Source organism: Hydrogenophaga laconesensis (assembly GCF_031457235.1).
Lineage (GTDB): Bacteria > Pseudomonadota > Gammaproteobacteria > Burkholderiales > Burkholderiaceae_C > Hydrogenophaga > Hydrogenophaga laconesensis.
The window spans coordinates 21,822-44,135 of record NZ_JAVDWE010000022.1; the positions used below are offsets into that span (position 1 = coordinate 21,822).

Below are 22,314 nucleotides of genomic sequence, written 5' to 3' on the forward strand. Positions count from 1 at the left end.
TCGTCCCGTGCATGGTCAGGGGCTGAAGCACATGGATCGACAGGGCGCCGATTACGCCCTCCCTGGCCCGCCTACTCGACAACTGCCGACGCTACACGATGTCCAGCCCGACCCTCGAAAAACTGTTCGCTGCAATTCCCGGTCAATGGGAAAAGGTCATTGCCACCGCCATCCTGATCGGCCTCGGGCTGGCGCTGTCTCACCTCTGGGCCCGCTATCTGGCCCGCGGCGAAATCTCCGCCGAGAAGCGGCGCATGCACCTGGTGTGGGCACGCAACGTCATCTGGTTCCTGGTGCTGCTGATCATCGTCTCGGTCTGGGCGTCGACGATCGCCGGCTTCGCTTTGTCGGTGGCGGCCGTCGCCGGTGCGCTGCTGATCGTCAGCAAGGACCTGGTGATGTGCGTGCTGGGCTACTTGTACGTCACCCTGGTTCAACCCTTCAAGGTCGGCGATCTCATCGAGTTCAACCAGCTCCACGGACGGGTCGTCGACATCGACATGTTTGCCACCACCCTGGTCGAGCTGGACCACGCCGGGCAGGTCACGGGCAAGACGGCCGAGTTTCCGAACGGGCTGCTGCTGACCATTCCCCTCAAGAACAACTCACCCACCGGCGAGTACGCCCTGCACCTCATCCGCATGCCCATTCCCAGAGGCAGTGGGTCCGACCTGGACCGAATCGAAGAGGCTGCCCTGGCGGCGGCCGATCAGGCCACCAGCGCCTGGCGCGACGAAGCCTTGGCCCACTTCCGCAAGATCTCTGCCGAGAGCTTCATCGCCTACCCTTCGGGCCGGAACAGGGTCTCCTGGGACTTCTCCGATCCGAGGCAGTTGGTTCTCGTCGTGCGCGTCACCTGCCCGGGCGCGGAACGTGCCAAGGTCGAACAAGCGGTCTTCAAGGACATCTGGCGCGTGCTCAGGCCAGCGCCGGGCCGCTCCCAAGCGTAGGCCTGAGCCTCCCCACTGGGGAGTGCCCGCGCAGCGGGGAGGGGTGGTCGATTTCACGCCGGCCAGCCCAGAGTAACGAAGTGCACCGGCCATTCTGGCGTAGGGTCGATGCCGACCAGCGCGGCCGCCTCGTCGTCGTAGAAGGTGCCCACTGCACACACGCCCAGCCCGAGCGCGCCAGCCTTCAGGTACAGGCGCTCGCCGATCATCCCGAACTCCAGGACCGTGTGGCAGTAGCCGCGCGCGGCACCGGCGGGGTCTTGGGTGAAGCCAGCGCGTGCGATGGTCAGCACGAACACCGTCGCGCAGCGCGCTGCGGCGGACGCGGGCGTCACGCGGTAGGGGCTCGTCCGACCAACCTGGCAATGCAGCGCGCGCGATCTCCATTGCGTCCGACAAGGGTTCCATGCTGGAGGCATTCTGCGGCCAGGCTCACTTGGCCCCATTCGGTCGCTCCCGACCCTTGCGGCGCGGAGTCGACATGGTGCCGTGCTATTCTTAGTTGAACTTCCGGAACCGAAGGTACTTCGCCGTTGGTGTCAACGTGTCGGCCCGTCGTACCTGTGACGCGGGGAGCGGGCTGATTGATCCCGCCCGGGCGCGAACCCGAACCCAGCCACGGGACGCAAGAACAACACATGCACGCATCCTCTAACCTCAGCGCCGATCCGGCGACGGCCGCATCGGCGCGGCCTAGCCAATGGATCGGGCGCCTCGCTGCTCTGGCGCTGCTCTGGTGGGTCGTGGCGGGCGGCACGGCGTCGTCCTGGATCGTCGGTGTTCCGACGATCGTGGCAGCGGCACTGCTTACGCCCCTGGCCCCGCGAGGGCCATGGGGCCTGAGCCTGTCGGGTGCGCTGCGCTTCGCGGCCTTCTTCCTGCGCGAGTCACTGCGCGGTGGTGTGGACGTGGCGCGGCGCGTCAGCGCGTCGCACCCGCGCGTCGCACCGGGCCTGGTGCAGTACCTCTGGCGGCTGCCCGAGGACGGACCGGCACGCTCGCTATTCGCGCTCTGCGTGAGCCTGCTGCCGGGCACGCTGGTGGCAAACGTCGGTGGGCGGGATCTGCTGATTCACGCCCTCGACACCGGCGCGCCAGTGGCCGCCGAACTGGCAGCGCTCGAAGATGCCGTCGCCGGCCTGTTCTCGCTCGCACTGCCCGCTGTGGCGCCCGGAGCGCCCGGTCAGGGCTGAGCGGATGGCCGCCGCACTGTGGATCTTGGCCGCGCTGGTGCTGGCGACGATCGCGCTCGGCCTCCTGCGCGTGGAACGTGGCCCGTCCAACGGCGACCGCATGCTGGCCGCGCAGTTGCTGGGCACCGGCGTCGTGGCCGTGCTGCTGCTGCTGGCGCGCGCGACGGACGCCCCCGCCCTGCTCGACGTGGCTCTGGTGTTGGCGCTGCTGGCCAGCGTGGCCAGTGCGGTGTTCGTGCGGCGCATTGGCGTGTCGCCACCCGAGGCGATACCGGCGTCGCCACCAGACACCGGCCCGACCCCGGTCAACGGGCCGGTACAGGGGCCGCAAGCATGACCGGCATCCCCTGGCGTGAAGGACTGTCGCTGACGCTGATCGGCGCCGGCGCACTGTTTTTCATGGCCGGCAGCGTCGGCGTGCTGCGGCTGCCCGACCTGCTGTCGCGGCTGCATGCGCTGACCAAAGCCGATAACCTCGGCCTGGGTCTCGTCGTGGCCGGCCTGATGCTGCAGGCGGCCAACGTGCAGGAAGTGCTCAAGCTGCTGCTGGTCTGGCTGCTGGTGTTGTTCGCCAGTTCGGTGGCCTGCTACCTGGTCGCACGCTCGGCCACAGCCTCGGTGGTGCGCGCGGACGACGGCTCGCCAATGCAGCCGACACGTCCGGCGCCCCCAGGCGAGCCGGCCGCAGGAGGCGACGATGGCCGCTGAGGTGCAGGTCTTCGACGCCGTGCTCGTGCTCCTGCTGCTCTGGTTGGGCTGGCGTGCGCTGGCCAGCGCCGACCTGTTCAAGGCCGTCGTGCAGTTCATTGTCTTCGGGCTGCTGCTGTCGCTGGCCTGGGTGCGGCTGGGCGCGCCCGATGTCGCGCTGGCCGAGGCCGCGATCGGCGCCGGCTTGGCGGGCGCGCTGCTGCTCGACACGCTGGCGCGCCTGGGCCGCTCGGGCGCCGCTGACGAGCCGCGGCCGCTCGGCCTGACGCCGGCGCGCACCGGCGTCGCGCTGGCGGCACTCGGCTTGGCCGCGCTCCTGGTCGCCTCGGCGCTGGCCCTGCCCGAGCGCTGGCCGGGACTGGCCGAGCCGGCGCTGCAGCAGTTGCAGGCCAGCGGCGTCAGCAACCCGGTGACGGCCACCCTGCTCAACTACCGCGGCTACGACACGCTGCTCGAGATCGGCGTGCTGATGCTGGCGGTGCTGGGCGTATGGATCCTCGATGCCGAGCCGGCGCTGCCCCGCCCTGTGGCGGACCCGATGCTCGGGCTGCTGCTGCGCGTGCTGCTGCCGCTGGCGGTGATCGTGGCCGGCTACTTGTTGTGGGTCGGTGCGCACGCACCGGGTGGCGCCTTCCAGGGCGCGGCGCTGCTGGCCGCCGGCGGCGTGCTGTGGCACCTGGCGCGGCCGCTCTCGCTCGGTCCGAGCCTCGTGGTGCGGGCGATCGTCGTGCTCGGCTTCGCAGTTTTTCTGGCGGCCGGCGTGACAACGGCCCTGCTCGGCGGCGGCTTCCTGACCTTCCCGCCCGCGCACGCCGGCGCCATCATCCTGGCGATCGAGGCGGCCGCCATGCTGTCGATTGCGCTGATCATGGTGGCGCTGTTCGTCGGCCGCGAACGCACGGTGAGTGACTCGCTGGCCGCGAGCCCCACGACAGGCGCTCAGGACACGGGGGCGGTACCGTGAGCCTGGCGCTGCTGTACGGCCTGGCCGGCATCGCGCTGGTGGCCATGGGGCTGTATGCGGCGCTGGCGGCGCGGCATGTGCTGCGCCGCCTGCTAGGCCTGAACGTGCTGGGCTCGGGCGTGTTCATGATGCTGGTCGCGCTGGCCTCGCGCACGACCGACAGCGCCGCCCGCCCCGACCCGGTGCCTCACGCGATGGTGCTGACCGGCATCGTCGTCGCCGTCAGCGCCACCGCGCTGGCGCTGGCGCTGCTGCGGCGCATGCATGTGCACGAGGGCAGCCCGCGCCTGCCCGAAGACCGCGACGACGCTTCGCCATGACCGGCAGCGCAGCGCTCGTGACAGTGCTCGTGGTGCCGTTGGCCGGTGCGGTGGCGGCGCTGCTGGCCGGCCGGCGTGGCGCCGCGGCCGCCAGCCTGCTGACGAGCGCGCTCGGTGTCGCGGCAGCGTTCGCACTGGCGGCGGAGGTGATGACGGGTGGCATGCAGCGCGTCGCGGTCGGCGGCTGGGCAGTGCCGCTGGGGATCGAGTTGCGCGCCGACGGTCTGGCCGCAGCGATGCTGCTGATAACCGCGGTGATCGGCGCGGGCATCTCGGTCTACGCGTGGCGCTACTTCGGTGCCGCAGGCCACCACGCCCACCAAGACCCAAACGCCCTCACCGCCGGCCCGCCCGGGCCGGCCGGCGAAGTCGCGCCGCCAGCGCCGGCCTCGACCCAGTGGCTGTTCTGGCCGGTGTGGCTGCTGGCCTGGGGCGCACTCAACGCGCTGTACCTGTCGGGCGACCTGTTCAACATCTACGTCACGCTGGAACTGCTCGGGCTGGCCGCGGTGGCACTGGTGGCGCTGGCCGGCGCGGGTGCGGCCGCCGCCGCACTGCGCTACCTGCTGTTCGCGCTGCTGGGCTCCATGCTCTACATTCTGGGCGTCGAGCTGTTGTACGCGGCGCACCAGACGATGGACCTGCTGCAGCTGCGCCAGAGCCTGCAGCCCGGCCTGTCGGTGTGGCTGGCCGCGGCGCTGATGACCGCCGGGTTACTCGTCAAGACCGCGATCTTCCCGCTTCACTTCTGGCTGCCGCCGGCGCACGGATCGGCGCCGGCGCCGGTGTCGGCAGCGTTGTCGGCCCTGGTCGTCAAGGCCGGCTTCTACCTGCTCGCGCGGCTGTGGCTGGACCTGTTCGGTCCCCTGCCGGGCGCCGGCGTGGTGCCCGCGTTGCTGGGTGCGCTAGGCGCGCTCGCCGTGCTTTGGGGCGGCCTGCAGGCGCTGCGCCAGGCGCGCCTCAAGGCCATGATCGCCTACTCCACCGTGGCTCAACTGGGCTACTTGATGATCGCGCTGCCGTTGGCGGTGGCGGGGGGCTCGGCAGGTGGGGCGATGCATGCCGCCGTGCTGCTCGCGGCCAGCCATGCGGCGGCCAAGGCCTCGATGTTCATGTGCGCCGGCTCGCTGCTGGCCGCCTACGGGCATGACCGCATCGACGCGATGGCAGGCTTCGGCTCGCGGCTGCCGATCACCGCCACCGCCTTCGCGCTGGCCGCGCTCAGCTTGGTCGGTCTGCCGCCCACGGGCGGCTTCGTCGGCAAGTTCGCGCTGGTCGAAGCCGCGGTGCGCGCCGGTGCCTGGTGGGCCGTGGCGGTGGTGCTGGCCGGCAGCCTGCTGTCGGCCGCGTTCCTGTTCCACGCCCTGTCTCGGGCCTTCGCCGATGCCCCCGCCGACAAGGCCTCGGCAGAGGTGCCGGCGGCCCCGCAACTGGCGGCCCTGGCCCTGGCTCTGGTGGCCGTGGCCCTGGTTGCCGCAGGCGAACCACTGCGCCGCCTGCTCGCGGTCGGGGCCCTGCCGTGAGCGCGCAGGCCTGGGTGCCGCTGGCGGTGGTGGCGAGTTCGCTGCTGCCAGGGCTGGTCATCTTCCTGCTGCCCGAAGACCGGCGCGGGCTGCGCGCCACGCTGAACCTGGCGGGCGCCTTCGCCAAGCTGGGCCTGGTCGGCATGATGCTCTGGAACATCGGCCGCTTCCACGAGTACGAAGCGCGCATGACGGTGTTGCCCGGGCTGGACCTGGTGCTGCGCGCCGACGAACTGAGCCTGCTTTTCATGACCCTATCGGCCCTGCTGTGGCTGCTGACCACGGTCTATGCGATCGGCTACCTCGAAGATTCGCCGCACCGCAGCCGCTTCTTCGGCTTCTTCAGCCTGTGCGTCTCGGCCACCGCGGGCATCGCGTTAGCAGGCAACCTGTTCACGCTGTTCGTGTTCTACGAGATCCTCACGCTGGTGACCTATCCGCTGGTCATCCACCGCGGCACCCCGGCTGCGCTGGCGGCCGGGCGCACCTACCTCTTCTACACCGTGCCGGCCGGCGCGCTGCTGCTGCTGGCGGTGGCCGCCAGCCAGGTGCTTACCGGGCCGCAGGACTTCGTCGGCGGCGGCTACCTGAAACCTTTCGGCGCCGACCATGCCACGGCCCTGGTGCTGCTCTTTGCCGCCCTGGTGACCGGCTTCGGCGTCAAGGCCGCGCTGGTGCCGCTGCACGGCTGGTTGCCGCAGGCAATGGTCGCGCCGGCGCCGGTGTCGGCCCTGCTGCACGCGGTGGCGGTGGTCAAGGCGGGGGCCTTCGCCATCGTGCGCGTGGTCTACGAGATGTTCGGCATCGAATTCGCCGCGACACTCGGCGTGCTGACGCCGCTGGCCATGGTGGCCGCAGTGACGATCATCTACGGATCGCTGCGCGCGCTGATGCAGGACGAGTTGAAGAAGCGCCTGGCCTACTCCACCGTGAGCCAAGTCTCCTACATCGTGCTCGGCACGGCGCTGCTCGGGCCGGTGGCGACGACAGGCGCGCTGGTGCACCTGGTGCACCAGGGGCTGATGAAGATCACCCTGTTCTTCAGCGCAGGCAACTATGCCGAGACGCTCGGCGTGCACCACGTCAGCGAGATGGACGGCATCGGCCGGCGCATGCCGCTGACCACCGCCGCCTTCACAGTCGGCGCGCTCGGCATGATCGGTGTGCCGCCGGTGGCCGGCTTCGTCAGCAAGCTCTACCTTGGCGCCGGCGCGGCGCAGGCGGGCCAATGGTGGGCCATCGGCGTGCTCGCCGTCTCGAGCCTGCTCAATGCGATGTACTTCCTGCCGGTGTTGCACCGCGCCTGGTTCCGCCCCCAGAACGGCCCCTGGCCGCACGAGGACGGTCGCGGCCGCGACGCCAAGCCGATGCTGCTGGTGCCGGTGCTGCTGACGGCGCTGTTCTCGGTGGGCGTGGGCGTGCTGGCGGCGACGCCGTGGAGCCCGCTCGACTGGGCGTATCTGATCATTCGCCGGGAGTACGGCGGTGGCTGACGCGATGGCGTCTGACGCCTTCATCGCTGCGACCGGCGGTGCGCTGACCTGGCTGGCCCCGGCGCTCGTGCCGCTGGCCGCCATGCTGCTCCTGCTGCCGGCGCTGCGCCGGCTGAACCGCCTGCGCCTGCTGCTGCCGCTGGCGGCGCTGCCCGCCCTGGGCGTGGCGCTGTTCGCAGCGCCGGGTGCCGTCGACCTGCCGTGGCTGTTCCTCGGTGCGCGCTTCGGGCTGGACGGCACCGGGCGCATCTTCCTGCTCTTCACCTCGGCGCTGTGGCTGGCCGGCGGCGTGCATGCGCTGGGCTATCTGCACGACGACCCGCGGCGCAACAGCTTCTGGCTGTTCTGGTGCGCGGCAATGGCGGGCAACTTCGGCCTCGTGCTGGCGCAGGACGCGGCGAGCTTCTATGTCTTCTTCGCCCTGATGAGCTTCGCTTCCTACGGGCTGGTGGTGCACTCGCGCACGCCCGAGGCCCTGCATGCGGGCCGCGTCTACCTGGCGCTGGTGGTGCTGGGCGAACTGGCGCTGTTCGCCGCCATCGCGCTGGCCTGGCAAGCTGCGGGCAGCCTGAACTTCGCAGACATCGGCCCGGCGCTAGCGGTGTCGCCGTGGCGCGATGCGGTGATCGGCCTCACGCTTGTGGGCTTCGGGATCAAGGTCGGTGCGCTGCCGCTGCACGTGTGGCTGCCGCTGGCGCACCCGGTGGCGCCGACGCCGGCCAGCGCCGTGCTGTCGGGCGCGATGATCAAGGCCGGCCTGTTGGGCTGGCTGCGCCTGCTGCCGCTGGGCGTGCCGGGCAGCGCCTCGCTGGCGGCGCCGGCCTGGGGCGAGGCGCTGGTCGTGCTCGGACTGGTGGCCGCGTTCGCCGCAGCGCTGGTGGGCGCGATGCAGCAACATGCCAAGGCGGCGCTGGCCTATTCGAGCATCAGCCAGATGGGCTTCGTCACGGTGGCCGTCGGTTTGTCGCTGGCCGTGCCTGCTGCGGCCCCGGCGGCAGTGGCCGCGGCCACGCTGTATGCGTTCCACCACGCTTTTGCGAAGGCGGCGCTGTTCCTGGGCGTCAGCCTGGTTGGCGCAGCGACGGCGCGCGCACGTGCGCTGTGGATGCTGGGCTTGGCGCTGCCGGCGCTGGCCCTGGCCGGCGCGCCGCTGACCAGCGGCTACGCGGCCAAGGCGGCGCTCAAGGCTGCGCTGCCCGAGACCTGGGCCTGGCTCGGCATGGCCTTGAGCCTGGCCGCTGCCGGCACGACCCTGGTGATGCTGCGCACGATCTGGCTGCTGAAGCGCGACGCGGGAAACCACGCCGCGCACCCGCCGAACCTTGCCATGTGGGCCGGTTGGGCGCTGCTGGTGGCCGCCAGCGCGGCCGGATGGTTGGTGATCGGAGAAACGCGCGAACTGCTGCCCTCCACGGCCGGCGGCTGGGCGGCCGCGAGCTGGCCAATCGTACTGGGCGTCAGCCTGGCGCTGCTGCTCTCGGCATGGCGCCGCAGAAGCCCAAGCGCCGATTCGCTCGCGGTGCCGCCGGGGGACCTGGTGGTGCCGCTGCTGGCGCTGGCCAGAGCCCTCGCCGGGTCGAAGCAGGACGGGCATGGGGCGGCGGCGGGGCACGCCGAGCACGGCGCCGAGCCCGTGGCGCACGCCACCGTGCCGTCATGGCCCTGGTTGGGCCGCGCCGAATCTGCGCTGGCTGGCGGCAGCGGCCTCGCGCTGGCCCTTCTCGGCGCCGCCATGGTCGTGCTGTTGATCGCGTCGGCGTAGGGCACCGGCGCGGCGCAGCGGCACGAAGCCGGCCTTCCGACGCGCTCGCCGCTTCGGTCAGCGCGTGCCCGCCAGCGCCGGCTGCACGCGCCGGCGCCAGATGCCGACGGCCACGCTGAGCGCAACGCCGGCCAACACCAACAGTACCGCGCCGACCCCCCAAAAGACGAGCACCAGCGTCGGCAGCCAGGCCATCAGCGCAGGTGCGCTGGCAACCGCCCACTCGATCATTGGCGCGGACGCCGCGAGCATCGCCTTGACCGCTTCCAGCGACTGCGCGGGCAGCCAGGGTGCCAGCCAGGCCGGCAGTTCGAGGGCGCCGATCCAAACCTGCCAGCCAGCGGTACCTGCGCCACCCCCCGTGGCCCAGGCCGACCACCCGGACCAGTCGGCCAGGGCATGGGCCGCCCAGGCCAGCAGCGACCACAGCAGGAGCAGCAGCAACATGGACAGCCAGACGAAGACGTGCGGCCAGGGGCTGCGACGGGGGGCTACGGCGCGATCGGGGGATTCGGTGGGCATGATGGCTTGCTTTCGAGTTGTGGAGTCGATGGGAACGCTCAGTTGAGTATGCGCGCACCGACGGCGTCGCCGGCGCGCTGCAGCGGACCCAGCGGATTGACCTGCCGCTCGGTGCGGTCGATGCGCGCCTCGCCACCGAAGTTGCGGAAGACGACCAGTTCGCCGCGCACCACGACCAGTCCGTCGAAACGCCAGCCGGCCACGGCCGTGGTGCGCTTGAAGTTGAAGAAGTCGAGCCAGAACGAGCCCTCGCGGCGTTGCGTCTGCCCGCCCAGATGGAAGACGTAGGCCCGGCATTGCGCCTGCGCGGCCACGCAGGCGCGCACACCCTCGTCCAGCGTCTCCAGCGGCACGCCGGGATGCGGCGCGAGCCGCGTCACGACCTCAGGGTACGGCACCCGCGTGACGTTGCGCCCACCCTCCGGGTCGAAGCCCAGCCCCGCGAGTTCGGCGACGGTGGTGCGGAACGGCAGCACCTGCTCGAGCGCACGCTGCGCCGACTCGAAACTGTCGAAGCCCGAGGGCTGTTCACTCGAGCCCCGAGGCAGCAGCGACGCGCAGCCGGCCAGCGACGCGCTCAGCAGCGCGGCCAGGGCCATCGACAAGAGGCGCGCAGGGGCACGCGGCGGCCGCACCGCCTCGCAGGGGCGTCTCCTCATGGCGTGATGGCCACCTTGAGCACGCCGTCGCGCTGGTGCCCGAACAGGTCGTAGGCGCGCTCGATGTCGTCGAGCTTGAAGCGGTGCGTCACCATCGGCCCGAGATCGACCCGGCCGGCCTGGATCACCGCCATCAGCCGGCGCATGCGTTCCTTGCCGCCGGGGCACAGCGTCGTCACGATCTGGTGGTCGCCCAGCCCGGCGGCGAACGCGCCGAGCGGAATCGTCAGGTCGCCCGAATAGACGCCCAGGCTGGACAGCGTGCCGCCCGGGCGCAACACGCGCAGGCAAGCCTCGAAGGTGGCCTGGATGCCCAGCGCCTCGATCGCGACATCGACGCCGCGCCCGCCGGTCAGGCGCAGGATCTCTTCGACCGGGTCGACGCGGCTGCTGTCGATGACGTGGTCGGCGCCCATGCGGCGCGCGATTTCCAGCCGCGAGGCCAGGCGGTCGACGCCGATCACCGTCGTCGCGCCGCTGAGCTTGGCGCCGGCGGTGGCGCACAGCCCGATCGGCCCCTGGGCGAAGACCGCCACCGTGTCGCCGATGCGGATGCCGCCGCGCTCGGCGCCGCCGAAACCGGTGGACATGATGTCGGGGCACATCAGCACCTGCTCGTCGCTGAGTTCGTCGGGAACGGGCGCGAGGTTGACCATCGCATCGGGCACCAGCACGTATTCGGCCTGGCAGCCGTCGATGGTGTTGCCCAGGCGCCAGCCGCCCAGCGGCTTCCAGCCATGCGCGGTGCCGGCGCCGTCCTGCGCGCCGCAGCCGCACAGGCAGGCGTTGCTCCAGCCGCTGGGGGTGATGGCACCGGCGATCACGCGCTGGCCCTCGCAGTAGCCTTTGACCGCCGAGCCGAGCTTCTCGATCACGCCCACCGGCTCATGACCCACGGTCAGGCCGCGCGCCACCGGGTACTCGCCCTTGAGGATGTGCACGTCGGTACCGCAGATCGTGGTCGTGGTCACGCGCAGCAGCGCGTCCAACGGACCCACGTCGGGGATCGGCTTGTCGTCGAGCACGATGCGGCCGGGTTCGACGAACACCGCCGCTTTCATCTTCATTGCCATGGGAACCTCCTGCCCTGTTGCGAGGGCGTTAGCTTGTGGGGAGTTCCCATCCTAGACGGCCCATCGGATCGCAGATTGACACTCGTCAACAAGCGAGCTGAAGATGTCAGCGCCACTGCCGCGTCGACCCAGACTCGCCCATGTGATTTCGACTGACGCAGATGCGTACGCCTCCCGATACCGCCCAAGCGCCGGGTAGCGAATCGTGACGCGCATGCGTTCGGTGATCCCCGCGTTGGCAACGGCCAGCTTGCTTGGCGTTGCGCCCGGCGCCACAGCCATAGAAACGACAGCCGATACCGTCACCGTGCTGGTGGTCTCGCACGGCTGCCAGAGCGGCCTCGTGATACCGGCCACCGTGATCGATAACGCATGGCCGGCTCGGCGCGACTTCCCCGATGCCGAGCACTTCGAGGCCTGCTGGGACGGGCTTATTACTAGGCCAGTGATCCGTGGCTTTGTGCCGGCCTGCTCGCGTCGTTATGGCCCAGCCCCGGCGCGCCGCGCAGTGCAACGATGTGCAGCACGCCGGCGCAACAACTCACCAACGCCGATGTCGACCCTGCACATCAGCCGCGATGGCGCGCGGCGCATCACCGCTGCCTTAGCCGCCAGCCACGCGCGCGACGCCGAAGGGCTGCCGAAGCCCTCGCTGTACGGCCGGGGGCGCTTTTATGGCTCGGTTGAGCGCTTCCACCTCTTCGTGACCTGCAACGTATGGATCGCGGCACGGCTGCGCGATACCGGCGTCGCGGTGCGCCTGGCGCTGGCGCTCACCGCGGGCACGCCCGTCGGAAGTCGGCGGCGAGGACACCCACACCACGCAGGACGACACGGCGCAGCACCTGCTGCACAAGGTGGCCCGGGTGGCCGCCGAACTGCGGCAGGCGTCACGTCGCGCGGCCGCACCGGGCCTGGACAACTCGTTCGAGCGAGAATGGGGGCTAGGTGGCCTCGCGGCCTTCGGGCTGATCGGGCTCTTTGTCGGGCCGGTGATCCTGGCCATCCTGCATGCGGGCGCGATAGGGCAGCCGACGGCGAGGCCCAGCCGACTCGTGTGCAGGACTGACGCACATGATCGGTTAAAGTCCTTTCAAACCATAACGTCGCCGCTGTCCGCCCTGCCATAGCTTGGTATGGTCAGAAGCAACGAACGTGCGGTGAACAACGACAGGAGTGGAAATGCAGTTCTTGATGTTCGCGGGTGGCCTGCTCGCTCTGGTCGTCGGCGCCGGCCTTCTGGTGCGCGGCGCGTCGAAGCTGGCGCTTTCGTTCGGCATCTCGCCACTCGTTGTCGGATTGACGGTCGTGGCCTTCGGCACCAGCGCCCCGGAAATGGCCGTGTCGGTGGGTGCCGTGCTGGATGGGCGGGTCGACATCGCAATCGGCAATGTCGTCGGCAGCAACGTCTTCAACGTTCTGTTCATTCTCGGTGTCAGCGCGCTGATCGTGCCGCTGGTCGTGAACCTCCAGCTCATTCGCCAGGAGGTGCCGATCATGATCGGTGCCTCGCTACTGCTGCTGCTGCTGTCGCTCGACGGGCGCATCGGATTCCTGGATGCGGCGCTGCTGCTGGCGCTGCTCATCGGCTATACGGTCTTCCTGGTCGTGCAGTCGCGGCGCCAGACCCGCGCCGCGCAGGATGAATACACCGAAGCGCTCGGGCCTGCAGTGACAACCACCTGGGACCGTTCGCCGCTCGTGCAGATCGGGCTCGTGGTCGCGGGTCTCGCCGCTCTGGTGCTGGGCTCGCAATGGCTGGTCGAGGCCGCGGTGACGTTCGCCAAGGCGCTGGGCGTCAGCGACCTCGTGATCGGGCTGACCATCGTCGCCGCCGGCACCTCGCTACCGGAAGTAGCCGCTTCGATCACCGCCGCGATCAAGGGAGAGCGTGACATCGCGGTCGGCAACGTCATCGGCAGCAACCTCTTCAACATCCTGGGCTGCCTGGGCCTCGCAGGGCTGGTCGCGGGCGACGCCGGACTGATCGTGCCACCTTCGGTGCAGGCCTTCGACATGTGGGTCATGCTGGCCGTGGCGCTGGCCTGCGTGCCGGTGTTCCTGACCGGCCGCGAGATCGCGCGCTGGGAGGGCGCGGTCTTCGTGCTGTACTACGTCGGCTACGTGGCCTACCTGATCCTCGCCGCGCAGCAGCACGACGCACTGCGCACCTACACGCTGGCAATGACCGGCTTCGTGCTGCCGCTGACCGTGATCACGCTGGTGGCGGTGCTGCTGCGCCGCAGGACACCGGCCCACTGAAGCCGGGGCGGACCGTGGCGCCCCGGCCTGGAGAGCCCCATGAGAAACAAGTTCCTCGGCACGGGCGAGCCCGGCTATCACCCGCTGCGCAAGGCTGCCGTGGTCCTCGCCGGCCTGCGCTACGCCGCCCTGCACGACTTCAGCGTGCTCTACAAGGCCGTGTTGTCGGTGCTGGTGTTGGGGCTGGCACTGTGACTGCGCGCCTGGGTGGACGCCGCGGTCATCCTGCTGGCCACCGGCGTCGTGCTGGCGGCGGAACTCTTCAACACCGCAATCGAGGCGCTGTGCGACTTCGTCGAAACGCGCCACAACGATAAGATCGGCATCATCAAGGACGTCGCGGCTGCCGCCACCGGGGTCGCGATTCTGGCTTGGGCGATCGTGCTGACCGTGGAACTGATGGAGCTGTGGCCTCGCCTAGCGGCCCTTCGGGCGGGCTGAAGTGTGGCTGCGCACGGGGGACTGCGTTGATCGCGTAGCTCCGACGCACGGCGGGATGGCAAGATGATTCAGGTGCCGACGGCAGGATCAGCGTCGCTCCGCGCCGAAGGTTTTCATGCTGCTCCGCAGAAAAACCTCAGGGCGCGTCGACCTGCTCGGGCCGCTGCCAAACATAGGCGATGACGACCAGCATGACGATCGCTGCCGCGGCTTGAATTTGACGCGAATCGGTTTCGAAAAAGATCAACGAATAACTCGCAAGCATGCTGGCGATGATGATCCACTTTGCCCCGCGAGGCAGTACACCCGACGACTGCCAATTGACGATCAGTTTGCCGAAGCGCGGGTGCGTCTTCAACCACTGTTCCAACTCGGGCGAGGATCGCGAGAAGCAGGCGGTTGCCAACACCAGAAATACGACGCCCGGAATCAGCGGAATAACCAGCGCCACGACACCAAGCGCCAAGCACATGCATCCCACCGAAAGGTACAGCGGACGCTGCCAACGAGACGCCAACCGTGAATTCTTCAAAAGCTACTCCTGGTTCTGCCACGGCGATTGGCGAATCGTTTGTCGTACTGAAACAAACTACTGGCTGCAAAAGGCTGTGCGTGAAAAGGGTGTCACAGCCACTACCCAGCGATACGGGAGGGTACACGAAGCGAGTTGCGGACTTCGCCCGATGCCGCCTAGGCACTGCCGACGGCTGACCCAGCCCTTGAGGCTGCACCGTGGGCGCAAATGACGAAGCGCAAGCCACGCCTGCCATCAGCGCGCGTTCGCAGGAGATTGAGGACTGCGGTCGGACACGAGGCCGATCAGCCGGCGGGCGCCTCCAGGCGATAGCCGAGCCCGCGTTGCGTGTGGATAAGCGGCCTGCAGCCGCCGATGTCGATCTTGGCGCGCAGGCGTCCCACGTAGACGTCCACGACGTTCGTCAGCGGATCCTCGTTCACGCCCCAGGCGCCAGCCAGAATGCGCTCGCGGCTGAACAGCCGTCCTGGCGCCGACATCAACAGCTCCAGCAGCGCGAGCTCGCGCGCCGTCAGCTCGATGACGTTGCCGCCGCGGCTGACCTTCTTCGAGTCGCGGTCGAACACGAGATCGTCGACGACGAGTTGCGACGCCCGCTCGCTGGGCAGCGTGCGCGCGCGCCGCGCGAGTGCGTCGATGCGCGCCAGCAACTCGTCGAAGTCGAAGGGCTTGGGCAGGTAGTCGTCGGCGCCGGCTCGCAGGCCGGTCACACGCTCGTCGACCTCGCCCAGCGCCGTTAGCATCAGGATCGGCAAGGGATTGTTCTCAGCCCGCAGGGTGCGGCAGACCTCCACCCCATCCAGGCCCGGCAGCATCACATCCAAAAGCACGATGCATGAGGGGCCGCCCTGGCGCAGCTCGCGCGCGGCGTCACGGGCCAGGGCCAGGCCGCCCGGGCCGTCGTACGCCACCTGCACGGCGTGGCCCTCCGCACGCAGGCCGCGTTGCAGGAAGCTGACGATGCGCGCGTCGTCTTCGATCAACAGGATGTTCATGACGTGATCGGGCTCGCCAGCGACTCGCCCAGCCACTGCGGCAGCCGAAAGCGGGCCGTGGTTCCACCGCCTGGCGTGCTCTCGAGCGTGAGCTCACCGCCGTGCGCGCGCGCCAGGGCGGCGGCGATGGACAGGCCAAGGCCGCAGCCGCCCGCGAAATGGCGCCGCGCCTGCGCACCCCGGAAGTGGCGTTCGAACACTTGCGGCAGCTCGTCGGCAGCGATACCGATGCCGCGGTCCTCGACCCGCACGTCCCACTGCGGCAGCTCACCTTGCGGCTGCAGCGGATCGACGCACAGCCGCACCAGGCCGCCGGGCCTCGAGTAGCGCACCGCATTGTCCAGCAGCACGGCGAGCAGTTGCCGCAGGCGCGGCGTGTCGCCCAGCACGGGCATGGCATGCGCCGGCAGAGGCGCCGATTCCACTCGCACCTGCTGCGCGCCCGCCAGCCCACGCGCCTGCTCCAGCGCCGCAGCGATGGCATCGCGCAGGTCGATGGTCTCGCGCTGGACAGCGAGCGCGTCGATGTCCTCCCGCGCGACGACCAGCAGGTCGTCGATCACCTGGCCCAACTGTGCGGCGGTGTCGGCGACGCGACGCAACGAGTCCTTGTACTCCTCGACCGGCTTGTCGCGGCCACGCAAGGCCACCTGGGCCTCGCCGCGGATGGCCGTGGCCGGCGTGCGCAGCTCGTGGCTGACGTCGGCGAACAAGCGCCGCCGGCGCTCGTCCACCTGCTGCAACGACGCCAGCGCTGCACTCAGCTCGACGGTGCGCGACCGCACCAGCTGCTCGAGGTGCTGCCGGGCCTGCGTTTCGCGCTCGCGATGCTGCAACAACTCTGCGGCCATGGCGTTCATGCTGCGAGCCACATCACCGAACTCATCCCGGCTGTCGATGGCGATGCGGTGCGTCAGATCGCCCCGGTGCAGCGCGTCCACGCCGTCGCGCAAGGCTGCCAGCGGCTGTCGCAGGGCCCGCGCGAAGTAGCCGGCCAGCAAGAGCGCGGCCAGGCAGAGTACGGCCGCGGCACCGGACCACAGCAGACGCGCTTGTTCGAGCGAGGCATCCGCCGCCTTGCGTTCGCGTGCCACCGCGGCGGCCTCGCGCCGCATGCTGTCGTTCAGCAATGCGCGCAGGTCGTGCCCGTCTGGCCGGTCGAACCGATCGGACAGCGCCTGCCACGCCGGGCGTGCATCGGCGTCTGCGGCCAGCGGCTGGACGTTGCGGCTCGCCAGGTCGAGCAAGTTCACGCTGCGCGCGAGCGTGGTGAGCACGCCAGCCCGCTGCGCTGCTTCGGTGCCCGCGGCCGCGCCGGACGCCGACCCCGGCGCCTGCAGTGCGAGCTTTTCGAGCTCGACGAGCGCACGGCGCATGTCGGCCAGCAAGGCCTCGCGCTCGGCCGGTTCGGCACCCGCGTCGGCCTGCCGCTGCGCGGCCCAGGAACGCAGCCGCTGCTTGGCCACCGACAACTCGACGAACGTGACGTGGATATCGCTGGCCACGCGCCCGCGCAGCACCTGGCGGTCGGCTTCGCTTAGGCGCCAGAGCGCCGCCGCGCCCTGCAGGGCGGCCGCCAGTCCGAGCCCGGCCAGGGCCAGCGTGAGCTTGGTTCTGAACATGCGCCATTGTCGCTGTCGATTGCGGACATGCGACCCACAAAAGGCGCGACCGGGCCTGAATTCATGCACCGTTCATGCGCCGTTCAGCAGCCCGTCATCTGGGGTTCAGCCCGGGTTCACGGCAGCGCGGTGCAATGACTACTCTCACAACAACGCACTGGAGTGCAATATCATGAAGTTACGTTCCGCCGCCCTCGCCTCCGCCCTCATCGTGGCACTCGGCACCGCCGCCGCGCAGGCCCCCGTAGTCAACAAGGCGATCACCGAAACCGAAGTGCTGGCTGCGCAGCGCGCCTGGGGTGATGCCCTGGTGGCCATCAGCACCGCGCACGAGCGCCAGGGCGCTGTGGCCGCACGCCGGCTGGCCGGGGAGGTGATCGACGGCGCCTATGGCTACCAGTTCGGCCCGGTGCTGTTCAAGCCCACGCTGACCGAGGCGCCGCAGACCTTCCGCACCACGCGCGCCGGGGCGCTGGCCTACTTCGTCGGCGGCGACCCCAGCTTCCCCAAGGACACCGGCTTCGCCCTCAAGGGCTGGCGAAAGGTGGACGTGAACAACGCGGCGATCTTCATCGCCGGCGACGTCGCCACCTCGATGGGCAACGTGTCGATCACCGACAAGGACGGCAAGGTCACCACCGTGGACAAGACCTGGAAGTTCCTCAAAGACGACAGCGGCAAGCTGCGCATCGTCGTGCACCACTCGTCGCTGCCGTACCGCGCCAACTGAGTGCGCTCCGGGCCGGGCTTTGCACCCGGCCCTGCCGCGCTACTTCTCGCGCACCAGCAGTAGCGCCGTGCGGCAGCGCGAGGCGACTCGCGCGGCCACGGAGCCCATGGCCGTGTGCCGGCTGGCGCCGAACCCCAGCGAGCCCATGACCAGCAGGTCCAGCCGGCTCTTCGTGGCGTGCGCCGCGATCTCGTCGCCGGGCACACGGCCGATGAGCCGGACTTCCTTCGATGCCAGTCCGGCGCCGTCCAGTACTTCGCGCACCGGCGCGAACACGCTTTCGAAGGCGGCCTTGTGCATCGCCTCGATCTGTTCCGGCTTGATGCCGGTCTCGACCTCGCGCTCCAACCAGCCCGGCACAACGATCTTCGTCAGTTCAGGGGCCATGTGGATCAGCGAGATCGCGGGAGCCGGGCCGAACAGCTTGCGGTGTCTGGCCACGAAACGCGCTGCCGCCAGCCCATACGGGCTGCCATCGAGCGCGATGCCGAGCTTGAGCGAATCCTTGCGCGGTACGGCACCCTCCCGCACTATAAGCAGCGGCTTGGTACTTGAGACGGCCACAGTGCTGGCAACAGAGCCGAGCAGCAGCAGCTTCAGGCCGGTGGCGCCGTGAGAGCCCATCACGATCAGGTCAGCCGGATCGTTGGCGACGATCGCCGCCAGTTTATGGGCCACGTTGCCGACGACGTACCGTGCCGTCGTTGTCGCCCCTGCACGCTTGAGCGCGGCTGTAGCGGATTTTAAAGCCCGGGCCGCCTCCGTCTCATAGTAGTTCCGCACCACCTCCTTGCTCAAGGCACGGGAAACGCGCAATGGGACGTGGTACTGGATGTTGACCAGTTCCACGTCGGTCGGCTCCTCGAGGAGAGTGGAGCGCGAGGTGACGAAAGCGACGGCGGCCTTGCTGAAGCTGCTGGCGTCGACGGGCATGAGGATGCGCATGGGGATTCTCCGTTGTAGGTGGTTTGGGTGGTTTGGGATCGTTCAGGCGGCAGCATCATCCGCCCGTCCGCCACGTCGGTGGGTATCGAAGAAGCCGCACAACGAAACCGACGACAGGAAACGCACCGCCGACTGCTCGAATTCGTACCAGAAGACGCCATGCGCACGCCGCCGGGCTGCTTGCCTTGCTCCGCGCCATTGCGCGTTGGCTCGTCGCCCGCGTGCACCGCAGCGTCCACCTCCTGCACGGTGATCTGTTCCGGCGAGGCAATCGACGCCCCCGGGCCTCGTGTGCTGCGAACCAACCCGCCTCGCCGCAGCCGCGACAACAGGAATTCGAGACAGGACACGGACACACGCAAGCGTGCACTGATCATGGGCAATGGTTGATGGCCCGGCTCCTGCGCCAGCTCGAGCAGCGCGGCGACGGCCAGTCGGGCCTTCCCGGCGATGGGCATAGTGGGCTTTCGGAACATGTTGGGTCAGAATTTCTCCGGCCGCAGCACCTCGACATCGGCCACGAACAGGACCATCGAGTAGTTGTCGTAGTAGCGCTCGCGCAACGCCTTGCAGATGGCGCTGGCGGTCTGCGCGTTGCACAGCACCTCAATCCGGATGTTGGCGTGCGGGCCCCAGGTGGCGTCACGCCGACCTCGGCTGCCCTTGCCGCGCGCGTCGGTCACCGTGTAGCCACGCGCATCCAGCGACTCGAGGTCGCGCAGAAGCGTGGTCTCAAGCGCGGCCTCGCATACAACGGTCAGCAGTTTGATCATCCCTGTTTCCGGTAATTGCATTACATACTCACTGTACGACTTGCTGCGCGAGCCGGTGATACAGCGGGATGCCGACCAGCAGGTTGAACGGAAAAGTGATGCCCAGCGCCGCGCCGATCGACAGGGCCGGATTGGCTTGTGGAACTGCCAGCCGCATGGCCGCAGGCGCTGCGATGTAGGACGCACTGGCGTACAGCGTGGCCAAGAGCGTCACGCCACCGACGGACAGACCCAGCAACGCGCCCGTGGCCAGGCCCAGGCCGGCGGAGAAGAGCGGCATGACGGTAGCGAAGACGAGCAGGAATGGCCCGGCGCGGCGCAGTTCGCCGAAGCGGCTCGCCGCCACCAGGCCCATTTCGAGAAGGAAAAACGCGAGCACGCCCTTGAACAGGTCGAAGAACAGGCGATCCAGTGGCTCGATGCCGCCGGGGCCTGCGAACCAGCCGATGGCCAGTCCTCCCAACAGCAGCACGATGCTCTTGCCAGCGAGCACCTCATGAAGCACCTTTCCCCAAGGTGTGCCGGGCTCGCCGCGCCGTGCCAGCAGGACGCCGATCACCAGCGCCGGGAACTCAAGCAGCACGAGCATCACCGTCATGTAACCTTCGCCCTCATGGCCGAGGCGAGCCAGGTAGGTTGTTCCAACCGCGAAAGTGACCACGCTCACCGATCCGTAGTGGCCGGCGATCGACCCCGCATCGGCTCGCGGCAAACGGCCGAAGCGGCGCAGCACCGGGTAAGCCACCAGCGGGATCAGCGCCCCTACGGCAACCACCACCAGCGCGGGAAGCGCGACGGTGGCAAGCGGGTAGCGCGCCAGTTCCACCCCGCCCTTCAGGCCGATGGCCAGCAGCAGGAAGATGCTCAATGACTCGTAGAGGACACCTGGAATGCGCAGGTCCGAACGCAAAAAACCGGCCAGCGCGCCCAGCAGGAAGAACAGGATAACGGGCTCGAAGTGCGGCATCGTGCGGCGATCAGTCCGGGCCGGTTCAGCGCACGATCAGTACCGGCACCTTGGCGAGGTGCACGACCTTGTAGGCCACCGAGCCGAGCAAGAGCGACTCGGCGGCAGTCAAGCCGTGCGAGCCGATGGCAATACCCTGGCTGCCGAGTTCCTGCGCCAACGCGTCGATCTCCTCGGCCGCATCTCCCATGCGTGCGTGCAGCCGCCACGCAATGCCCATCTCATCCATGAGAGCGCGCGCGGCGGCGGAGACGTGCCAGCAGCGCCGCGCGAGCTCCGCCTCGGCAGCTTCCTTGACCAGCCAGGGATGGACGTGTACCAGGTCGACCTCGGCGCGCGCTTCAGCGGCAATCAGCCGCGCCCCCATCGATGCGGCGCGCAAGGATCCTTCCGAGCCGTCAACGGCGACGAGCCAGCGGCCGGCATGAGCCTGCGGGGCTGTGCCCCAACTGGCGTACACCAGGCGGCCGTGTTCGTCACGGGCCATTCGGTCCGGGGCGGGGATCGCAGTGGGCGTGGTGTTTGTCATGTCGCAGGGCGGTCGGATTTACGGGCAGAGAATTTGAGGCTGAGCAAAATGGAGACCAGAATCACCGAGCCGACGATGGCCAGCGACCACTGCACCGGCATGTGGAACCAGGGCGCCGCGAGCATCTTGCCACCGATGAAGACCAGGACCAGCGCCAGGCCGTACTTGAGCAGGTGGAAGCGCTCGGCTATGTCGGCGAGCAGGAAGTACAGCGCCCGCAACCCCATGATGGCGAAGATGTTGGACGTGAAGACGATGAACGGGTCGGTGGTGACCGCGAAGATGGCCGGGATGCTGTCGACGGCAAACACCAGATCGCTGACCTCGATCATCATCAGCACCAGAAACATCGGGGTGGCCCAGCGCACACCGTTGATGCGCACGAAGAACTTTTCGCCGTGGAACACCGGCGTGATGCGCATGTGAGCGCGCAGCCAGCGCAGCAGTGGGTTCTTTTCCAGGTCGGGCTGCTTATCGGCGAAAACCAGCATTTTGATACCGGTCACGATCAAGAACACACCGAACACGTAAAGGATCCAAGCGAACTCGCTCACCAGCCAGACGCCGGCCAGAATCATGCCGGCGCGCATGACGATCGCACCCAGCACCCCGTACAGCAGAACGCGCCGCTGCAACTCCGGCGGCACGGCGAAGTAGCTGAAGATCATCACGAAGACGAACATGTTGTCGACTGACAGCGTCTGTTCGATCAGGTAGCCGGTGATGAACTCGAGCGTCTTGCGGTCGGCCATCTCGCGGCCAACGTTGGCGTCCAGGTACCACCACATCAGCGCCGCAAACGTGAAGGCCAGCGTGACCCAGGCCGCTACCCAACTGCCGGCCTCCTTGACGGAGACCCGGTGCGCCTTGTTGCCGCCGAGGACGAACAGGTCCAGCGCCAGCATCGCGAGCACGAAGACAATGAAACCGGCCCACATCGGGCCAGTGGCGAAGGAGTCTATGTTCATGGCAAGGTGGGAACGCGGTGCAGCCTTGCAGCGTCGGCGCTCCGTTTCGCTGGGGATGGGGATGTTACGGGGAAACGCCACGCGCCCTGCAGCGCGGCGACGCCGATGATGTCCATGGGGCAACCGGTCACTGCCGGGCCTCCGCGCGCTGCCAACCCCGCGATGGGCCGTCTCACCGTCTCGCGCTCTACGCTTACCAGCGGTGAAATAGCGCGTCGGCGCATCGCGAGCTTGATCTGGACGCTCGAATGACCGTTGATCGACGTACAGTGCGACCATCGCCACAGGGAGCGAGTGCGCCTGAACTCGACTGCTACGCTCGCCGGCTCATGTGTTGCCGCCCCCGACGCGTACCTGCCCAGGCGGAGAGGACCGTAGCC

At 69.0% G+C, this 22,314-nt stretch carries 26 protein-coding genes and 1 pseudogene; 14 read left to right on the top strand and 13 right to left on the bottom strand.

The genetic code is table 11. The features are described 5' to 3' along the window. The first annotated feature begins 98 nt into the window (after positions 1-98). Positions 99-950 (top strand): mechanosensitive ion channel family protein, encoded by an 852-nt coding sequence (locus J2X09_RS25260; RefSeq protein ID WP_204735629.1) that lies wholly within the window; start codon positions 99-101, stop codon positions 948-950. Between the two features lie 53 nt (positions 951-1,003). Here the strand turns inward: J2X09_RS25260 and J2X09_RS25265 are convergent, their stop codons facing one another. Then, positions 1,004-1,285 (bottom strand): nitroreductase family protein, encoded by a 282-nt coding sequence (locus J2X09_RS25265; protein ID WP_204735628.1) that lies wholly within the window; start codon positions 1,283-1,285, stop codon positions 1,004-1,006. Between the two features lie 303 nt (positions 1,286-1,588). On the opposite strand from J2X09_RS25265, the gene J2X09_RS25270 reads away from it, so the two are divergent. The 8 genes from J2X09_RS25270 to J2X09_RS25305 are packed head-to-tail and all read left to right on the top strand — an operon-like array spanning position 1,589 to position 8,913. Then, complete coding sequence (locus J2X09_RS25270; RefSeq protein ID WP_137918482.1) at positions 1,589-2,143, top strand: Na+/H+ antiporter subunit E; 555 nt, start codon at positions 1,589-1,591, stop codon at positions 2,141-2,143. A gap of 4 nt (positions 2,144-2,147) precedes the next feature. Next, positions 2,148-2,480 carry an MrpF/PhaF family protein gene (locus J2X09_RS25275; protein ID WP_204735627.1) on the top strand — a complete coding sequence of 111 codons (333 nt, stop codon included), beginning with the start codon at positions 2,148-2,150 and terminating at the stop codon, positions 2,478-2,480. Next, positions 2,477-2,851 (top strand): cation:proton antiporter, encoded by a 375-nt coding sequence (locus J2X09_RS25280; protein ID WP_204735626.1) that lies wholly within the window; start codon positions 2,477-2,479, stop codon positions 2,849-2,851. The genes J2X09_RS25275 and J2X09_RS25280 overlap by 4 nt, the downstream gene beginning before the upstream one ends. Continuing rightward, positions 2,841-3,815 (top strand): hydrogenase subunit MbhD domain-containing protein, encoded by a 975-nt coding sequence (locus tag J2X09_RS25285; protein ID WP_204735625.1) that lies wholly within the window; start codon positions 2,841-2,843, stop codon positions 3,813-3,815. The genes J2X09_RS25280 and J2X09_RS25285 overlap by 11 nt, the downstream gene beginning before the upstream one ends. After that, positions 3,812-4,135 (top strand): NADH-quinone oxidoreductase subunit K, encoded by a 324-nt coding sequence (locus tag J2X09_RS25290; protein WP_204735624.1) that lies wholly within the window; start codon positions 3,812-3,814, stop codon positions 4,133-4,135. The genes J2X09_RS25285 and J2X09_RS25290 overlap by 4 nt, the downstream gene beginning before the upstream one ends. Next, complete coding sequence (locus J2X09_RS25295) at positions 4,132-5,658, top strand: complex I subunit 5 family protein (RefSeq protein WP_204735623.1); 1,527 nt, start codon at positions 4,132-4,134, stop codon at positions 5,656-5,658. The genes J2X09_RS25290 and J2X09_RS25295 overlap by 4 nt, the downstream gene beginning before the upstream one ends. After that, entirely contained in the window at positions 5,655-7,151 is a 1,497-nt protein-coding gene (locus tag J2X09_RS25300) for a proton-conducting transporter transmembrane domain-containing protein (protein WP_137918477.1), read from the top strand. Before J2X09_RS25295 ends, J2X09_RS25300 begins: the two co-directional genes overlap by 4 nt. Before the next feature lie 4 nt (positions 7,152-7,155). Continuing rightward, a complete protein-coding gene (locus J2X09_RS25305; protein WP_137918476.1) occupies positions 7,156-8,913 on the top strand; it encodes a complex I subunit 5 family protein in 1,758 nt (585 codons plus the stop codon). A 57-nt stretch (positions 8,914-8,970) separates the two neighbouring features. Here the strand turns inward: J2X09_RS25305 and J2X09_RS25310 are convergent, their stop codons facing one another. The 3 genes from J2X09_RS25310 to J2X09_RS25320 are packed head-to-tail and all read right to left on the bottom strand — an operon-like array spanning position 8,971 to position 11,167. Then, positions 8,971-9,435, bottom strand: a complete 465-nt coding sequence (locus tag J2X09_RS25310; RefSeq protein WP_137918475.1) for a hypothetical protein — start codon at positions 9,433-9,435, stop codon at positions 8,971-8,973. A 38-nt stretch (positions 9,436-9,473) separates the two neighbouring features. Beyond that, complete coding sequence (locus tag J2X09_RS25315) at positions 9,474-10,094, bottom strand: hypothetical protein (RefSeq protein WP_137918474.1); 621 nt, start codon at positions 10,092-10,094, stop codon at positions 9,474-9,476. Next, the gene (locus J2X09_RS25320; RefSeq protein ID WP_204735622.1) at positions 10,091-11,167 is read right to left on the bottom strand and encodes an NAD(P)-dependent alcohol dehydrogenase; all 1,077 of its coding nucleotides are present in this window, start codon (positions 11,165-11,167) and stop codon (positions 10,091-10,093) included. The genes J2X09_RS25315 and J2X09_RS25320 overlap by 4 nt, the downstream gene beginning before the upstream one ends. Positions 11,168-11,381: 214 nt before the next feature. On the opposite strand from J2X09_RS25320, the gene J2X09_RS27120 reads away from it, so the two are divergent. From J2X09_RS27120 to J2X09_RS25335, 4 genes are all read left to right on the top strand, one after another. Next, positions 11,382-12,236, top strand: a complete 855-nt coding sequence (locus J2X09_RS27120) for a DUF2459 domain-containing protein (protein WP_204735621.1) — start codon at positions 11,382-11,384, stop codon at positions 12,234-12,236. 113 nt (positions 12,237-12,349) lie between these two features. Then, a complete protein-coding gene (locus J2X09_RS25325) occupies positions 12,350-13,429 on the top strand; it encodes a calcium/sodium antiporter (RefSeq protein WP_204735620.1) in 1,080 nt (359 codons plus the stop codon). A 39-nt stretch (positions 13,430-13,468) separates the two neighbouring features. Beyond that, positions 13,469-13,624, top strand: a complete 156-nt coding sequence (locus J2X09_RS25330; RefSeq protein ID WP_204735619.1) for a hypothetical protein — start codon at positions 13,469-13,471, stop codon at positions 13,622-13,624. A 12-nt stretch (positions 13,625-13,636) separates the two neighbouring features. Next, on the top strand, positions 13,637-13,870 hold the full coding sequence (locus tag J2X09_RS25335) for a diacylglycerol kinase (RefSeq protein ID WP_204735618.1): 234 nt from the start codon (positions 13,637-13,639) through the stop codon (positions 13,868-13,870). A gap of 136 nt (positions 13,871-14,006) precedes the next feature. Here J2X09_RS25335 and J2X09_RS25340 read toward each other — a convergent pair whose 3' ends face one another. The 3 genes from J2X09_RS25340 to J2X09_RS25350 all read right to left on the bottom strand — a co-directional run bounded on the left by J2X09_RS25340 (position 14,007) and on the right by J2X09_RS25350 (position 17,022). Continuing rightward, the gene (locus tag J2X09_RS25340; protein ID WP_204735617.1) at positions 14,007-14,402 is read right to left on the bottom strand and encodes a YbaN family protein; all 396 of its coding nucleotides are present in this window, start codon (positions 14,400-14,402) and stop codon (positions 14,007-14,009) included. A 287-nt stretch (positions 14,403-14,689) separates the two neighbouring features. Beyond that, entirely contained in the window at positions 14,690-15,400 is a 711-nt protein-coding gene (locus J2X09_RS25345) for a response regulator transcription factor (protein WP_204735616.1), read from the bottom strand. After that, on the bottom strand, positions 15,397-17,022 hold the full coding sequence (locus J2X09_RS25350) for a sensor histidine kinase (protein ID WP_204735615.1): 1,626 nt from the start codon (positions 17,020-17,022) through the stop codon (positions 15,397-15,399). Before J2X09_RS25350 ends, J2X09_RS25345 begins: the two co-directional genes overlap by 4 nt. Before the next feature lie 172 nt (positions 17,023-17,194). Between J2X09_RS25350 and J2X09_RS25355 the strand changes: the two genes are divergently transcribed. Further along, positions 17,195-17,752: a metal-independent carbonic anhydrase family protein gene (locus J2X09_RS25355; protein WP_204735614.1), complete on the top strand. Its 558-nt coding sequence runs from the start codon at positions 17,195-17,197 to the stop codon at positions 17,750-17,752. Between the two features lie 39 nt (positions 17,753-17,791). On the opposite strand, the gene J2X09_RS25360 is transcribed toward J2X09_RS25355, so the two are convergent. From J2X09_RS25360 to J2X09_RS25380, 6 genes and pseudogenes are all read right to left on the bottom strand, one after another. After that, positions 17,792-18,697 carry a universal stress protein gene (locus tag J2X09_RS25360; protein WP_204735613.1) on the bottom strand — a complete coding sequence of 302 codons (906 nt, stop codon included), beginning with the start codon at positions 18,695-18,697 and terminating at the stop codon, positions 17,792-17,794. Between the two features lie 203 nt (positions 18,698-18,900). Next, positions 18,901-19,173, bottom strand: a pseudogene (locus tag J2X09_RS27125) (Rrf2 family transcriptional regulator); the annotation flags it as partial. 6 nt (positions 19,174-19,179) lie between these two features. Beyond that, entirely contained in the window at positions 19,180-19,470 is a 291-nt protein-coding gene (locus tag J2X09_RS25365) for a P-II family nitrogen regulator (RefSeq protein ID WP_137918455.1), read from the bottom strand. Positions 19,471-19,498: 28 nt separating this feature from the next. Further along, complete coding sequence (locus tag J2X09_RS25370; protein ID WP_137918454.1) at positions 19,499-20,437, bottom strand: sodium-dependent bicarbonate transport family permease; 939 nt, start codon at positions 20,435-20,437, stop codon at positions 19,499-19,501. Between the two features lie 25 nt (positions 20,438-20,462). Further along, positions 20,463-20,966: a universal stress protein gene (locus J2X09_RS25375; RefSeq protein ID WP_204735612.1), complete on the bottom strand. Its 504-nt coding sequence runs from the start codon at positions 20,964-20,966 to the stop codon at positions 20,463-20,465. Further along, positions 20,963-21,934, bottom strand: a complete 972-nt coding sequence (locus J2X09_RS25380) for a TerC family protein (RefSeq protein WP_310309731.1) — start codon at positions 21,932-21,934, stop codon at positions 20,963-20,965. The genes J2X09_RS25375 and J2X09_RS25380 overlap by 4 nt, the downstream gene beginning before the upstream one ends. Between the last annotated feature and the right edge of the window lie 380 nt (positions 21,935-22,314).

Coding starts and splice junctions, on each gene's coding strand:
- J2X09_RS25260 (WP_204735629.1), top strand. CDS start 99: ATGTCCAGCCCGACCCTCGAAAAACTGTTCGCTGCAATTCCCGGTCAA.
- J2X09_RS25270 (WP_137918482.1), top strand. CDS start 1,589: ATGCACGCATCCTCTAACCTCAGCGCCGATCCGGCGACGGCCGCATCG.
- J2X09_RS25275 (WP_204735627.1), top strand. CDS start 2,148: ATGGCCGCCGCACTGTGGATCTTGGCCGCGCTGGTGCTGGCGACGATC.
- J2X09_RS25280 (WP_204735626.1), top strand. CDS start 2,477: ATGACCGGCATCCCCTGGCGTGAAGGACTGTCGCTGACGCTGATCGGC.
- J2X09_RS25285 (WP_204735625.1), top strand. CDS start 2,841: ATGGCCGCTGAGGTGCAGGTCTTCGACGCCGTGCTCGTGCTCCTGCTG.
- J2X09_RS25295 (WP_204735623.1), top strand. CDS start 4,132: ATGACCGGCAGCGCAGCGCTCGTGACAGTGCTCGTGGTGCCGTTGGCC.
- J2X09_RS25305 (WP_137918476.1), top strand. CDS start 7,156: ATGGCGTCTGACGCCTTCATCGCTGCGACCGGCGGTGCGCTGACCTGG.
- J2X09_RS25310 (WP_137918475.1), bottom strand. CDS start 9,435: ATGCCCACCGAATCCCCCGATCGCGCCGTAGCCCCCCGTCGCAGCCCC.
- J2X09_RS25315 (WP_137918474.1), bottom strand. CDS start 10,094: ATGAGGAGACGCCCCTGCGAGGCGGTGCGGCCGCCGCGTGCCCCTGCG.
- J2X09_RS25320 (WP_204735622.1), bottom strand. CDS start 11,167: ATGGCAATGAAGATGAAAGCGGCGGTGTTCGTCGAACCCGGCCGCATC.
- J2X09_RS27120 (WP_204735621.1), top strand. CDS start 11,382: ATGCGTTCGGTGATCCCCGCGTTGGCAACGGCCAGCTTGCTTGGCGTT.
- J2X09_RS25325 (WP_204735620.1), top strand. CDS start 12,350: ATGCAGTTCTTGATGTTCGCGGGTGGCCTGCTCGCTCTGGTCGTCGGC.
- J2X09_RS25330 (WP_204735619.1), top strand. CDS start 13,469: ATGAGAAACAAGTTCCTCGGCACGGGCGAGCCCGGCTATCACCCGCTG.
- J2X09_RS25345 (WP_204735616.1), bottom strand. CDS start 15,400: ATGAACATCCTGTTGATCGAAGACGACGCGCGCATCGTCAGCTTCCTG.
- J2X09_RS25350 (WP_204735615.1), bottom strand. CDS start 17,022: ATGTTCAGAACCAAGCTCACGCTGGCCCTGGCCGGGCTCGGACTGGCG.
- J2X09_RS25355 (WP_204735614.1), top strand. CDS start 17,195: ATGAAGTTACGTTCCGCCGCCCTCGCCTCCGCCCTCATCGTGGCACTC.
- J2X09_RS25360 (WP_204735613.1), bottom strand. CDS start 18,697: ATGCGCATCCTCATGCCCGTCGACGCCAGCAGCTTCAGCAAGGCCGCC.
- J2X09_RS25365 (WP_137918455.1), bottom strand. CDS start 19,470: ATGATCAAACTGCTGACCGTTGTATGCGAGGCCGCGCTTGAGACCACG.
- J2X09_RS25370 (WP_137918454.1), bottom strand. CDS start 20,437: ATGCCGCACTTCGAGCCCGTTATCCTGTTCTTCCTGCTGGGCGCGCTG.
- J2X09_RS25375 (WP_204735612.1), bottom strand. CDS start 20,966: ATGACAAACACCACGCCCACTGCGATCCCCGCCCCGGACCGAATGGCC.
- J2X09_RS25380 (WP_310309731.1), bottom strand. CDS start 21,934: ATGAACATAGACTCCTTCGCCACTGGCCCGATGTGGGCCGGTTTCATT.